The following is a 14,444-nucleotide window of genomic DNA, read 5'->3' as shown; positions in this document are numbered from 1 at the left end:
GTGTGCTTGTCGACGGTAGAGACATCCCGGTCACCGGGAGCGTCCTGCAACCGTTGACCCGACGAACCAGCGACATCCTGCGCGTCGTCACGGCGGCTGTGGTCCTCGGCGTGATCGTCGTGGGCTCGCTGATCACTCGTAACGAGTGGACGGCACTCGAGCGGTCGATCTCCGACATCGTGGGCGTGCTGACTCCCAGCCAGTCCAACGCGGTCTACCTGGTCTACGGCGTCTCCATCCTGGCGCTTCCGTTCACCGTGCTCGCGGGACTGATCGCTGCTCGGCGGTGGAGGCTGCTCGGCGGTTACGCCGCGGCCGCTGTGCTGGCCGCATTGGCCCTGTCGGTCGGCGGAGGCGGCCTCTCGGCGCCGAAGTGGCACGTCGACGAGTCGACGAGGCTGGACACGTTGCTGTCCCAGATTCTCGACGACCCGCGGTGGATCGCGATCGTCGCCGCGGTCCTGACCGTGTCCGGTCCGGGGCTGCCACTGCGATGGAAGCGCACGTGGTGGATCCTCCTTCTCGCCTTCGTTCCGATCCACCTGGTCATCAGCACGGTCGTCCCGGCGCGGTCACTCCTCGGTCTGGCGGTGGGATGGCTGGCCGGGTCCCTCGTCGTGTGGGTCGTGGGAACACCCGCCCTCGACGTGCCGCTGGCCGAGGCCGTCCGCGTCCTCGCTCGACGTGGAATCTCCATCGCAGCGTTCGTGGTCCTGCGTCCGTCCGGGTCCGGCCCGCTGGTGCTCTCGGGACGCACCGGACCCGCGGGGCACGACGTGGTGGTCGAACTGTTCGGGCCCAACCAGCGCAGCCGAGGGGCGCTGCGGCTGGTGCGGCGTTTGGTGACGCTGCGGTCGTCGGAGAGTCCACCCCTGCACGCGTCCCAACGCCGGGCGGTCGAGCATCGCGCGCTCATGGGTATCGCGCTGAACGATCTGGGTGTCGCCGCGTGCGTTCCGACGGCCGTGTCCGCACTCGACCGCGGATGGGTCCTGTACGCGCACAGTGCGCCTCGCGGCCGTCCCATCGACGCGGACAGGCCCGACGACGCCATCGCGATGTGGCGCACTCTGGGGGTGCTCAGGTCCCGCCAGATCTCCCACGGTGACCTCCGCGCGGCGGACATGAGAATTGCCGACGACGGCACTGCCCTGCTCGGCGGCTTCGATACCGCGGAACTGGGTGCGTCGCAGCCGCAACTGCATTCCGACGCAGCGCAACTTCTGGTCACCACGTCGTCGATGTTCGGGCCCGATGTCGCGGTCGACGCCGCGATCGAGCGGCTCGGTCACGAGGACGTGCTGGTGGCGTCTCGGCGACTGACTCCGTCGGCGATTCCCCCGCGGGTGCGGTCGGCGATTCCGGAGGCCAAGTCCGTGATGAAGGCTGCGCGCGACACCGTTCTGGCCCGTACCGGCACGTCGGCCATCGCGACGGAACAGGTCACACGGTTCTCCCGCAACCAGATCGTGCAACTGGTGCTGTTGATCGCATTGGTCTACGTCGCGTACCCGTTCATCAGCCAGGTCCCGACGTTCGCCACGGAACTCTCGTCCATCGACTGGCGGTGGGCGCTGGTGGGGCTGGCGATCTCGGCTGCGACGTACGTCGGTGCGGCAGCGGCACTCTGGGCGTGCGCGTCGGGAGCGGTCAGCTTCTGGAACACGACCGTCATGCAGGTCGCCAACACCTTCGCCGCCACGACGACACCGGCCGGTGTCGGTGGTCTGGCGCTCAGCGTGCGGTTCCTCCAGAAGGGCGGACTGACGCTCACCCGGTCGACGGCCGCCGTGGCGTTGCAACAACTGGTGCAGGTGATCTCGCACGTGACGCTGCTCGTGGTGTTCAGCGTCGCGGCCGGGCAATCCGCCGACCTGTCCCGTTTCGTTCCCAGCGCGACGATCCTCTATCTCATCGCCGGTGTGGCATTCGGGGCGCTGGGCGCATTCCTCTTCGTCCCCACGTTGCGACACTTCCTCCGCACGGCCGTGCGGCCGCAACTCGCGGAGGTCTACGCCGACCTGTCCGCGTTGGTGCGTCACCCCGCACGGTTCGCGATCATCGTTCTCGGTTGCGCCGCAACGACTCTGGGGGCAGCGTTCGCTCTGTGGGTCAGCGTCGAGGCGTTCGGCGGAGGCACGACCTTCATCACCGTGACCATCGTGACCATGATAGGCGGCACCCTGGCATCCGCCGCGCCGACCCCCGGCGGCGTCGGAGCGGTCGAGGCGGCGTTGATCGGTGGACTCGCGGCATTCGGACTGCCCGCCACCATCGCCGTCCCGTCGGTGCTCCTGTACCGGGTGCTGACCTGCTGGATCCCGGTGTTCTGCGGGTGGCCCATCATGCGGTGGATGGCACGCACGGAGATGATCTGAGTTCGCGCTAGTAGGTTGTGAGCATGGCTGAACTGTGGGTCGAACGCACCGGAACTCGTCGCTACACCGGCAAGAGCTCGCGAGGCGCCGAGGTGCTGATCGGGTCCGAGGACGTCGAGGGTGTCTTCACTCCCGGCGAGCTGCTCAAGATCGCCCTCGCCGCATGCACGGGCATGAGTTCCGACCGGCCCCTCGCCCGCCGGCTCGGGGACGACTACGACGCGACCGTCCGGGTGTCCGGCACCGCAGATCGCGAGAACGAACGGTACCCGCGACTGGACGAAGTGCTGACCGTCGATCTGAGCGAACTCGACCCCGAGGCGCGGGAGCGGTTGCTGACCGTCGTGACCAAGGCCGTCGACAAGGTCTGCACCGTCGGACGGACGTTGAAGGCCGGCACCGAGGTCGTCCTGACCGTCGACGTCGAGGCATGAGCGACGAGCGTCTGAGCGCGTGGGTCCACGGGACCGTCCAGGGAGTGGGTTTCCGCTGGTGGACCCGTGCCCGGGCGCTGGAGCTCGGTCTGGTCGGATCGGCCACCAACACCTCCGACGGCCGTGTCCACGTCGTCGCGGAAGGCCCCCGCGAGAAGTTGGACGGCCTGCTGTCGGCGCTGCGATCGGGCGACACGCCGGGCTCGGTGAGCACCGTGGTCGACAATTGGGAGCAGGCGCGCGGCGGACTCGACGGGTTCGTCGAACGCTGAGAGCCCAGCGCCCAGTAGTCTGAACCGCCATGCACCTCAAGAGTCTGACGCTGAAGGGCTTCAAGTCCTTCGCCTCGGCGACGACTCTTCGTTTCGAGCCCGGCATCACCTGCGTCGTCGGCCCCAACGGGTCCGGCAAGTCGAACGTCGTGGACGCCCTGACGTGGGTCATGGGGGAGCAGGGCGCGAAGGCGCTGCGCGGCGGCAAGATGGAGGACGTCATCTTCGCCGGCACCTCCGGCCGCGCCCCGCTGGGCCGCGCCGAGGTGACGCTGACCATCGACAACTCCGACGGTGCGCTCCCCATCGACTACTCCGAGGTGTCCATCACCCGACGGATGTTCCGGGACGGCGCCGGTGAGTACGAGATCAACGGCAGCTCGTGTCGGCTCATGGATGTCCAGGAGTTGCTGAGCGACTCGGGTATCGGCCGGGAGATGCATGTCATCGTCGGCCAGGGCAGGCTCGCCGCGATTCTCGAGTCCCGCCCAGAGGATCGACGGGCGTTCATCGAGGAAGCCGCGGGCGTGCTCAAGCACCGCAAGCGCAAAGAGAAGGCAGTCCGCAAGCTCGATTCCATGCAGGCCAATCTGGCTCGGCTGACGGACCTCACGACCGAACTGCGTCGACAGCTCAAACCGCTGAGTCGGCAAGCCGAGGTCGCCCGACGCGCCCAGACGGTGCAGGCGGATCTTCGGGACGCTCGTCTGCGGATCGCCGCGGACGACCTGGTGACGCGGCGGACGCAGCTCGCCGAGCAGTCCCACGACGAGACGAAGGCCCGTGAGGAATACGCCGCCGTCCAGGACGCGCTGGGAGAGGGCGAGGCAGTTCTGGCCGAGGGCGAGCAGGAACTCGCTCTCCTGACACCGAGTGCGGACGCGGCGGCCCAGACCTGGTTCCAGTTGTCGGCGCTGGCCGAGCGCGTCGGCGCCACCGTGCGCATCGCGACCGAACGGGCCCGCCACCTCGGCGACGAACCGGAGGACAGACGCGGGCCCGATCCCGACGAGCTCGAGGAGCGCGCCGAGCGGGTGGCGGAGGAGGAAATGCAGCTGGCGGAAGCCGTGGAGTACGCACGCGCGACACTCGATGCCGCCCGCGAGCAGCTCGCCGAACGCGAGGCTGCCGCCGCGGACGCGGAACGCGCGCACGCCGCCGCCGTGCGTGCAGTCGCGGACCGGCGTGAAGGTCTCGCTCGACTGTCCGGTCAGGTGGACGGCCTGCGCGCCCGGTCGGAGTCCTACGACACCGAGGTCGCCCGCCTCACCGTCGCCATCGACGATGCTCGCCGCCGCGGCGACGAGGCGCAGGCCGAGTTCGACATCGTGCAGGACAAGGTGGGTGAACTCGACGCCGGTGAGGCAGGACTCGACTCCCATCACGAGCACGCTGTCGATGCGCTGGCGATCGCCGAGTCCCGCGTCGCGGAACTGCAGAGCGCCGAGCGGGAGTCCAGCCAGCGGGTCGCATCCCTGACCGCGCGTATCGACGCTCTCACCATGAACCTCGAACGCGGCGACGGGGGAGCATGGTTGGGAGAGAGGGCAACTCACGGGGTCGTCGGTCGACTCGCGGATCACCTCACCGTGACCGCCGGCTACGAGGCGGCGGTCGCAGTCGCTCTGGGCGCCGCGGCGGACGCCGTCGTGGTGTCGTCGGTGGACGAGGCGCGGGGCGCCGTGGCGTCGCTCAAGAAGGAGGACGCCGGCCGCGCCGCGATCGTGCACCCGACCGGTGATGCGGGCTCGGCGACGGACGGTGTCGGAACGTCGATCATGTCCGTGATCGACGCCGACGATTCCGTGCGCGGAGCCGTGACGTCTCTGCTGGCCGGAATGTCCGTGGCCGACTCGCTCGAGGACGCGACGGCGATGGTTCGCGACCATCCGACAGCCCGAGTGGTGACGCGCGAGGGCGATCTGGTCGGTCGCGGCTGGATCACCGGAGGATCGGACCGACGTCCCAGCACCCTCGAGGTCCAGGCATCCATCGACGAGTCCGTCGCGGAACTCGCGTCGACGAGACGTCGGACGGAGGAGCTGGCGGCAGCACTGTCGGGTGCGCTCGAGGAGCAGACCGACCGACGAGAGGCCGCCGACCAGGCACTGGCCGCACTCACCGAGTCCGATGCCGCGATCGCCGCCGTCTACGAACAGTTGGGTCGGTTGGGGCAGGTGGCTCGTGTCGCCCACGCGGAGTCGACGCGTCTGCAGAGTCAACGCGACCGCGTCGAGCGGCAGCGGGACGAGGCCGTGACCGCACTCGCCGACCTTGAGGACCGGGTCCGGCGCGCCGAGGACGATCAGGACGGCGGGGACGGCGACGGTGCGGCGGAGGAATGGGCGCACGCCCGTGAGGACGCTGCGGCAGCCGTGTCGGAGGTGAGATCGGTCGAGGTCGAGGCTCGCCTGTCGCTGCGCACCGCGGAGGAGCGCGCCGAATCGGTGCGGGGAAAGGCCGACCAGCTCCGACGGACGGCCCGGATGGAGCGGGACGCACGAGCGCGCGCCGAACGTGTCCGCGCCCATCGCGTGCAGTCCGCCGCGGTGGCGGAGGCGGTCGCGGACGCGGGCACACGCGTCGCGGAGCGACTCGGTCGACTCGTCGGCGATGCCGCGGTGCGGCGCGACGACCTCGCGCGACGGCGCAGCGATCGCGCCGCCGCCCTCGATCGCACGCGGGAACAGGTCCGCGCACTGTCGGCGCGGGCCGCGCAGTTGACCGACGCCGTGCACCGCGACGAAGTGGCCAAGGCGCAGGCGGTGCTGCGCATCGAGCAACTCGAGCAGACCATCCTGGAGCAGTTCTCCATCGCCCCCGACGACCTGGTCGCCGAGTACGGGCCCGACGTGACGCTCCCGCCGACCGACCTCGAGATGGCGGAGTACGAGCAGGCGAAGGAGCGCGGCGAACAGGTGGTCGCGCCGGCGCCGATGCGATTCGACCGCGCGGAGCAGGAACGACGGGTCAAGCGCGCCGAGAGGGATCTGGCGACGCTGGGCAAGGTCAACCCGCTGGCACTCGAGGAGTTCGCGGCACTCGAGGAGCGGTACAACTTCCTCTCGACGCAACTCGAGGACGTGAAGTCGGCGCGCAAGGATCTCCTCGGCGTGGTGGCCGACGTGGACGCGCGCATCCTGCAGGTCTTCACCGAGGCCTACGCCGATGTGGAGCGCGAGTTCGTCGGGGTGTTCGCGAAGCTGTTCCCCGGCGGCGAGGGTCGGCTGATTCTCACCGACCCCTCGGACATGCTGACCACCGGCATCGAGGTCGAGGCCCGTCCTCCCGGTAAGAAGGTCAAGCGCCTGTCTCTGCTGTCCGGTGGTGAGAAGTCTCTGACCGCCGTCGCGATGCTCGTGGCCATCTTCCGAGCCCGTCCCTCGCCCTTCTACGTCATGGACGAGGTCGAGGCCGCGTTGGACGACACGAACCTCCGGCGCCTCATCGGATTGTTCGAGCAGTTGCGGGAGAAGTCTCAGCTCATCGTCATCACGCACCAGAAACCCACCATGGAGGTCGCCGACGCCCTGTACGGCGTCAGCATGAGAGGCGACGGCATCACCACGGTGATCTCGCAGCGGCTTCCCAAGCGCCCGGTGGCGGCGGACGGGGTGACCTGACGCCCGACCCCGTAGCGCGGTGCCCGTCCTGACAGGATGGTCGGCGTGACTACCGAACTGTGGATCGTCGTCGCGGCTGTGCTCGCGCTGCTCGTCGTGGTGCTCGTCGTCGGACTGGTGCTGCAGCGTCGCCGCCGCGTGTCGCTGTCCCGCCCGGACTCCGAGGCGGGACCGGTCAAGGAGGTCGACCGTTCGGGCGGGTATACCGCCGGGACCGGCTTCGACTTCTCCCGAGGTACGGCCCCTGCCGAGAAGGCTCCTGCCGAGAAGACACCCGTGGCCCGGCCGCCCCTCGAGCGCACCGACGACGACGATCAGCCTCGTGTCGGTGACGACGCGTCCGTCCCCCGTGACGCCCCGAAGCGCGGCATCACCGACATCTCGCTGCCGGATCCGGTCCTGGACGAACCGGCACCGGCGCCTGTCGAACCCGAACCAACGCCTGTCGAACCCGAGCCGGCACCGACTCCCGTCCTGGACGAGATCGAACCCACCTCGGGCCGCCTGACCAAGCTGCGGGGTCGACTGTCACGGTCGCAGAATGCTGTCGGTCGCTCCCTGTTGGGCCTGTTGGGCGGCGGCGACCTCGACGAGGAGTCGTGGGAAGAGGTCGAGGACACGCTGCTGGTGGCCGACCTGGGAAGTGCGGCCACCGCGGAGATCGTCGCGACGCTGCGCGAGCAGATGGCGGTGCGCAACGTCCGCACCGAGGCGGAGGCGCGAGCCCTTCTGCGAGAAGTGCTGATCGAGCAGTTGACGCCGTCGTTCGACCGCTCCATCCGCGCGTTGCCGCACGGCGATCGCCCGTCCGTCCTGCTCGTGGTGGGCGTGAACGGCACCGGCAAGACCACGACCACCGGAAAGCTGGCGCGAGTCCTGGTCGCCGACGGTCGACGCGTGGTGCTGGGCGCTGCCGACACGTTCCGCGCTGCGGCTGCCGATCAACTGCAGACCTGGGCCGAGCGCGTCGGCGCCGAGGTCGTCCGCGGTAAGGAAGGGGCCGATCCGGCCGCTGTGGCATTCGACGCCGTCACCCGCGGCATCGCCGACGGTGTCGACGCGGTCCTCATCGACACGGCCGGCCGTCTGCACACCAAGACCGGTCTGATGGACGAGCTGGGGAAGGTCAAGAGGGTCATCGAAAAGAAGGCGCCCGTCGACGACGTGCTCCTGGTTCTCGACGCCACGATCGGTCAGAACGGTCTGGCGCAGGCGCGGGTCTTCGCTCAGGTCGTCGACATCACCGGCGTCGTGCTGACGAAGCTGGACGGGACGGCGAAGGGCGGAATCGTCTTCCAGGTCCAACGCGAACTGGGTGTGCCGGTGAAGCTCGTCGGTCTCGGCGAGGGTGCGGACGACCTCGCGCCGTTCGAACCCGGCGCATTCGTCGACGCTCTTCTCGGCTGACCTCGAGGTGCCCTCGCCGGTGTGAAACCGGCAAAAAGACCGAGACGCAACACGTTTGCAACACGATCGGGCTCTGCGTTCACATGCACGAAACGCCGGAGTGTCGTCGCCGAAACTTCGAGTGAGCACCCTTCTCCTCAGGTCGTCAGCCGCCATCGGCTGGGGCGAGGAAGAAGGAGGAGGCTCAAGGTGGATTTCCCCACTATCGGTGCGCCCGACACCGGTGATACCGCATGGATGCTGACCAGTGCTGCGTTCGTGTTGCTCATGGTCCCGGGTCTGGCGTTCTTCTACGGCGGCATGGTCCGTGCGAAGAGCGTGCTGAACATGATCATGATGAGCATCAGCGCGATGGGCGTCGTCGGCGTTCTCTGGGTGCTGTACGGATACTCGGTCACCTTCGGCGAGGACAAGGGCAATCTCATCGGTGACCCCTTCCAGTTCTTCGGACTGAAGGGCCTGATCGGCGGAACGTATCTCGCCTCCGAGGACGAAGCGGGAGTCCTCACCGACGCCGCGATTCCTCTGGTGGGCACGATTCCTGCCACCGTGTTCGTCTCGTTCCAGGCGATGTTCGCCATTCTGACGGTCGCTCTCATCTCGGGTGCCGTCGCCGACCGTATGAAGTTCGGTCCGTGGCTGCTCTTCGCCGGACTGTGGGCGACACTCGTCTACTTCCCGGTCGCTCACTGGGTCTTCTCCTTCGACGAGGTCACCACCGAGACGGGTGGTTGGATCGCCAACAAGCTCGCCGCGGTCGACTTCGCCGGTGGTACTGCGGTGCACATCAACGCCGGCGCCGCCGGCCTGGTCCTCGCGATAATCCTCGGCAAGCGCAAGGGCTGGCCGGGAACCCCGTTCCGCCCGCACAACCTCCCGTTCGTGATGCTCGGTGCCGGTCTCCTCTGGTTCGGCTGGTTCGGCTTCAACGCCGGTTCCGCCGTCGGCTCCAACGGCATCGCAGGTGCCACCTTCGTCACGACCATCGCGGCGACCGCCGCAGCCATGCTCGCCTGGCTTCTCACGGAGCGCATCCGTGACGGTCACGCGACGAGTCTCGGTGGTGCGTCGGGCATCGTCGCCGGGCTCGTGGCCATCACCCCGGCCTGCTCCTCGGTGAACATCCTCGGCGCGTTGGTCATCGGCGTCGTCGCCGGCGTCCTGTGTGCACTCGCCGTCGGTCTGAAGTTCCGCTTCGGTTTCGACGACTCGCTCGACGTCGTCGGTGTCCACCTCGTGGGTGGTCTCGTCGGCACGCTGATGGTCGGTCTGGTCGCCACGTCCGAGGCGCCGGCCGGTGTCGAGGGCCTGTTCTACGGCGGCGGAGCCGACCAGTTGTGGCGTCAGGCAGTCGGTGCGGGCGCCGTGCTGATCTACTCTCTGGTGGGAACGACCATCGTCGCGCTCATCGTCAAGTACACCGTGGGCCTCCGGATCGACGACGATGGTGAATCCATGGGAGCCGACGAATCGGAACATGCCGAGACCGCCTACGACTTTGCGGCACTCGGTGGGTCAACACTGGGACGCGTTCCCAGCAAGGAGGCGTGAGACATGAAGTTGATCACTGCAATCGTCAAGCCGTTCACACTCGAGGACGTCAAGACGGCGCTCGAGCAGGCAGGCGTTCTCGGTATGACCGTGAGCGAGGTGCAGGGGTACGGCCGGCAGAAGGGCCACACCGAGGTCTACCGCGGTGCCGAGTACTCCGTGGACTTCGTACCCAAGGTGCGTGTCGAGGTCGTCGTGGACGACGCGGCGGTGGACAAGGTCGTCGAGGTGATCGTCGAGGCCGCCCGCACCGGCAAGATCGGTGACGGCAAGGTCTGGGTCTCGCCCGTGGAGGCCGTGGTGCGCGTGCGTACCGGCGAACGTGGGTCCGACGCACTGTAAGTCTCGAGTCAGTCCGGCCGCGGATCCACCTCGTCGAAGGGCGAGGGATCCGCGGCCGGTCTGTTTTCTCCACCACACGCCGACCGTTCGTCGAGAGGAAGGACCCCCCGTGGGAGGTTCCGAAGCAGCAGCCGATCTGGTCCGAGCTCGCGAGCAACTGCTGGCCGGGCAGGGCAAGAATCGTCGTCTGGACGCCACGTCCCTCCGTCAGGCACTGACCGACCTGCACGAGTTCTGGCTCACCACCAAGGGTTCGGACGTGGGAATCAAACCCGACAGCGGATTTGCCATCGTCGCGGTGGGCGGCCTGGGTCGCCGGGAGATGCTGCCGTACTCCGATCTCGATCTCGTTCTGCTGCACGACGATCTGGATCCGGCGCTCGTCGGTGAGGTGGCCGATCAACTCTGGTACCCCTTGTGGGACGCCCACATCAAGCTCGATCACAGCGTGCGCACCGTTCCCCAGGCCCTCGACGTCGCGGCGCACGACATGACGGCCGCATTGGGTCTTCTCGACGCCCGCCACATCGTGGGCGACGCCGAACTGAGTTCGATGCTGATCGACGGGATTCGACGCCAGTGGCGCATCGGGATACGCGATCGGTTCGACGAGCTGTACGCCTTGACCCGCACGCGGTGGGGCCGCAGCGGTGAGATCGCCCATCGGGCGGAACCCGACCTCAAGAGCGGGCGCGGGGGACTGCGCGACGTCCAGCTCCTCGACGCGCTGTCGATCGCGCAGCTCACGGACGCGATGCCCGGGCTCGGCCCCGAATCGCCCGGCGGCGGATTGGACTTCGCGCACCGCCGCATCCTCGACGTGCGCACCGAACTGCACCGCGTCGCCGGCCGCGCCCGGGATCAGTTGCGCGCGCAGGACGCCGACGAGATCGCCGCGGCGCTCCGCATCGGTGACCGCTTCGATCTCGCTCGCGTCCTGAGTGATTCGGCTCGCACCATCGGCTACTCCACCGACGTCGGCGTGCGCACCGCCGGCAACGCTATTCCGCGCCGTGGCCTGTCCCGCCTGCGCAGAGTGCCCGTCCGTCGACCGCTCGACGAAGGGGTCGTCGAACACGCGGGTGAAGTGGTGCTCGCCAGAGATGCGCGGCCGAACAAGGATCCGGGACTGATCATGCGGGTTGCCGCGGCATCCGCGGTGACCGGGATGCCGATGTCCGCCTCGACTCTCGGCAGGCTCTCGGACAGCGCACCCGAGCTCCGTGAGCCGTGGCCCAAGGAAGCGCTCAACGATCTGCTCGTCGTGCTCGGTTCGGGTCGGCGCGCGATTGCAGTGATCGAGGCACTCGACAGGACAGGCCTGTGGGGCCGGTTGCTGCCGGAATGGGGTGCCGTACGCGACCTTCCCCCGCGAGATGCGGTGCACACCTGGACCGTCGACCGTCACCTGGTCGAGACCGCCGCCTACGCCAGTGGTTTCACCACGCGCGTCGCGCGACCCGACCTGCTGGTGCTGGGGGCACTGCTGCACGACATCGGCAAGGGGCGCGGGGGAGACCACAGCGTCGTCGGGGCGGACTTGGCGACCCAGGTCGGCAAGCGACTGGGCCTGTGGCCGTCCGACGTCCGACTGCTCGAGTCGATGGTCCGACACCACCTATTGCTTCCCGACACCGCGACTCGTCGAGATCTCGACGACCCGGCCACGGTGCAACGTGTGGTGGACGCCCTCGACGGGGACTCGATCCTGTTGGAACTGCTGCACGCGTTGGCCGAGGCCGACTCGCTCGCCACAGGTCCCGGCGTGTGGGGAGACTGGAAGTCGTCGTTGATCGGTGAACTCGTGCGTCGATGCCGGTTGGTCATGGCCGGGGAATCGCTCCCGACGCCCGACCCGATCGATCCGGCACTGGCGGCGCGGGCGACCGAGGGCGGCGTGGACGTCGATCTGCAACCGTCGGACAGTCCGCACACGTTCGAGGTCACCGTCACCGCCCCGGACCGCCCCGGCCTGCTCTCCAACGCATCGGGCGTGTTGGCCCTGGGATCGTTGCGGGTTCTGGCGGCATCGGTCGCCAGCGAGAACGGGTTCGCGGTCAACCGCTTCGTCGTGACGCCCACCTTCGGTGCACCGCCCCCTCCGGGACTGCTGCGTCAGGACCTCATCCGCGCTCTCGACGGGCAGCTCGACCTTCTCGCGCAGCTCGACATCAAGGAGGCCGGAGCCCGGTCGGCCGCCTCGGAACTCGAACCCGGCCAGCCGGAGGTCTCGGAGGTGCCGCTGTACGCGCAGGCTCCACCGCGGGTGATCTGGTTCGACGGTCAGGGCGGCGACTTCGTCGTCGTGGAGGTGCGTGCGGAGGATCGACTCGGTCTGCTGTGCCGGCTCGCGTCGGTGTTCGAGAAGCAGGGAGCCGACGTCCGGTGGGCGAAGGTCGCCACTCTCGGGTCGTCGGTCGTCGACGCATTCTGCATCGAGACCGGCGGGCCGACCGATTCGCGGGCGCAGCGCGAGGAACTCGAGAGTGCTCTGCTGAGCGTGGTTCCGGCGCTCCGCCCGAAAGAGCCCGAGTCGGAGGACTGACCTCTCACCGCTCACGGGCGCACCCGTTAGGGTGGGCACCTGGAGAAGTCATCTCTTTTCTCGCGATTTTCAGGAGCATCGTTGTTCGAATCACTGTCCGACAGATTGACCGGAAGCCTCAAGGATCTGAGGGGCAAGGGTCGGCTCTCGGGTGCCGACATCGATGCCGTCTGCCGTGAGATCCGTCTGGCACTGCTCGATGCCGATGTTGCCCTCCCCGTCGTGCGGGCGTTCATCACCCGCATCAAGGAGCGTGCCAAGGGTGCGGAAGTCTCCGCAGCGCTGAACCCTGCGCAGCAGGTCGTCAAGATCGTCAACGACGAGCTGGTCGGCATCCTCGGCGGCGAGACACGTCGGGTGGAGTTCGCCAAGAACCCGCCCACGGTCATCATGCTGGCGGGTCTGCAAGGCTCCGGTAAGACGACGCTGGCCGGAAAGCTGGCCAAATGGCTCAAGGACCAGAACCACACGCCGCTGCTTGTCGCCTGTGACCTCCAGCGCCCCGGGGCCGTCAGCCAGCTGCAGATCGTCGGTGAACGCGCCGGGGCCTCGGTCTTCGCGCCGCATCCCGGAACGTCCATCGGTGGCGGCGAGAACGCACTCGGCGTGACCGCGGCGGATCCCGTCGAGGTCGCTCGGGCGGGTGTCGCCGAGGCCCGCGCCAAGCAGTTCGACGTGGTCATCGTCGACACCGCGGGCCGCCTCGGTATCGACACCGAGCTCATGGGCCAGGCCGCCGGAATCCGCGACGCGACGAACCCCGACGAGATCCTGTTCGTGCTCGACGCGATGATCGGCCAGGACGCCGTCAGCACGGCGCAGGCGTTCCAGGACGGCGTCGGCTTCACCGGCGTGGTGCTGACCAAGCTCGACGGCGACGCTCGCGGTGGCGCCGCGCTGAGTGTGCGCGAGGTGACCGGTCGACCGATCATGTTCGCGTCCACCGGCGAGAAGCTCGAGGACTTCGAGATCTTCCATCCGGACCGCATGGCGAGCCGGATCCTGGGCATGGGCGACCTCCTCAGCCTCATCGAACAGGCCGAGACCGTCTTCGATGCCCAGCAGGCGGAGGAGACGGCCGCCAAGATCGGCTCCGGGCAGCTGACACTCGAGGACTTCCTCGAGCAGATGATGGCCATCCGCAAGATGGGTCCCATCGGCAACCTGTTGGGGATGCTCCCCGGTGCGGGTCAGATGAAGGACGCACTCGCCTCCGTCGACGACAAGCAGCTCGACCGCGTGCAGGCCATCATCCGCGGCATGACGCCCGCCGAGCGCGCGGATCCGAAGATGATCAACGCGTCGCGCCGTCTGCGCATCGCGAACGGTTCCGGCGTGAAGGTCTCCGACGTCAACCAGTTGGTGGACCGCTTCTTCGAGGCCCGCAAGATGATGGCGTCGATGGCCGGCCGGATGGGAATGCCGGGCGCACGCAAGCAGGCGCAGCGCAGCAACAAGAAGGGCAAGAAAGGCAAGAAGGGCGGCCGCGGCCCAACTCCGCCCAAGGGCGTGCGCGGGGGCTTCCCCGGCATGCCGGGTGGGATGCCCGCAGGTATGCCGGATCTGTCGTCGATGCCCAAGGGCCTCGACCAGCTCCCGCCGGGCCTCGAAGGTATCGACCTGTCCCAGCTGAAGCTGCCCAAGAAGTAAGTCGGACGCGTGCGCACCTCACCGAGCCTGCATCTTCGCGGTGTCCTGCTGCCCGGTGACGAGCAGCGGGACGTCTGGGTGCGGGACGGCCTGATCTCGATGGACCCGGTTCCAGGGGCCACCACCGTCGGATCCGGTGGCTGGATCGTGCCCGGTCTGGTCGACGCGCACTGCCACGTCGGCATCAAGTACGGGGGCGGACACGAGGATCACGACGGCACGATCGCGCAGGCGACCACCGA

Annotated in this window: 9 protein-coding genes and 1 pseudogene; all 10 read left to right on the top strand. The window is 68.4% G+C overall.

Translation table 11 applies throughout. From position 1 onward, the window contains the following. The first annotated feature begins 2 nt into the window (after nt 1-2). A complete protein-coding gene (locus tag RU01_RS15130) occupies nt 3-2,378 on the top strand; it encodes a lysylphosphatidylglycerol synthase transmembrane domain-containing protein (protein WP_042575408.1) in 2,376 nt (791 codons plus the stop codon). A gap of 23 nt (nt 2,379-2,401) precedes the next feature. Further along, on the top strand, nt 2,402-2,812 hold the full coding sequence (locus tag RU01_RS15125) for an OsmC family protein (protein ID WP_042575407.1): 411 nt from the start codon (nt 2,402-2,404) through the stop codon (nt 2,810-2,812). Next, a complete protein-coding gene (locus RU01_RS15120) occupies nt 2,809-3,084 on the top strand; it encodes an acylphosphatase (protein WP_042575406.1) in 276 nt (91 codons plus the stop codon). Before RU01_RS15125 ends, RU01_RS15120 begins: the two co-directional genes overlap by 4 nt. A gap of 29 nt (nt 3,085-3,113) precedes the next feature. Then, a complete protein-coding gene (smc, locus tag RU01_RS15115; RefSeq protein ID WP_042575405.1) occupies nt 3,114-6,707 on the top strand; it encodes a chromosome segregation protein SMC in 3,594 nt (1,197 codons plus the stop codon). A 45-nt stretch (nt 6,708-6,752) separates the two neighbouring features. Beyond that, nucleotides 6,753-8,114, top strand: a complete 1,362-nt coding sequence (gene ftsY / locus RU01_RS15110; protein WP_042575417.1) for a signal recognition particle-docking protein FtsY — start codon at nt 6,753-6,755, stop codon at nt 8,112-8,114. Between the two features lie 189 nt (nt 8,115-8,303). Then, the gene (locus RU01_RS15105; RefSeq protein WP_042575404.1) at nt 8,304-9,665 is read left to right on the top strand and encodes an ammonium transporter; all 1,362 of its coding nucleotides are present in this window, start codon (nt 8,304-8,306) and stop codon (nt 9,663-9,665) included. 3 nt (nt 9,666-9,668) lie between these two features. Then, nucleotides 9,669-10,007: a P-II family nitrogen regulator gene (locus tag RU01_RS15100; protein ID WP_027505009.1), complete on the top strand. Its 339-nt coding sequence runs from the start codon at nt 9,669-9,671 to the stop codon at nt 10,005-10,007. A gap of 109 nt (nt 10,008-10,116) precedes the next feature. Then, nucleotides 10,117-12,552, top strand: coding sequence for a [protein-PII] uridylyltransferase (locus RU01_RS15095; protein WP_042575403.1), 2,436 nt, complete (start codon nt 10,117-10,119; stop codon nt 12,550-12,552). A gap of 81 nt (nt 12,553-12,633) precedes the next feature. Continuing rightward, a complete protein-coding gene (ffh, locus tag RU01_RS15090) occupies nt 12,634-14,202 on the top strand; it encodes a signal recognition particle protein (RefSeq protein ID WP_042575402.1) in 1,569 nt (522 codons plus the stop codon). A gap of 27 nt (nt 14,203-14,229) precedes the next feature. Then, nucleotides 14,230-14,444, top strand: a pseudogene (locus RU01_RS15085) (amidohydrolase family protein); the annotation flags it as partial.

Source organism: Rhodococcus sp. MEB064 (genome assembly GCF_000834565.1).
Taxonomy (GTDB): domain Bacteria; phylum Actinomycetota; class Actinomycetes; order Mycobacteriales; family Mycobacteriaceae; genus Rhodococcoides.
The sequence above is the reverse complement of the archived record's forward strand: the minus strand, read 5'-3'. Positions and strand labels throughout refer to the sequence as shown.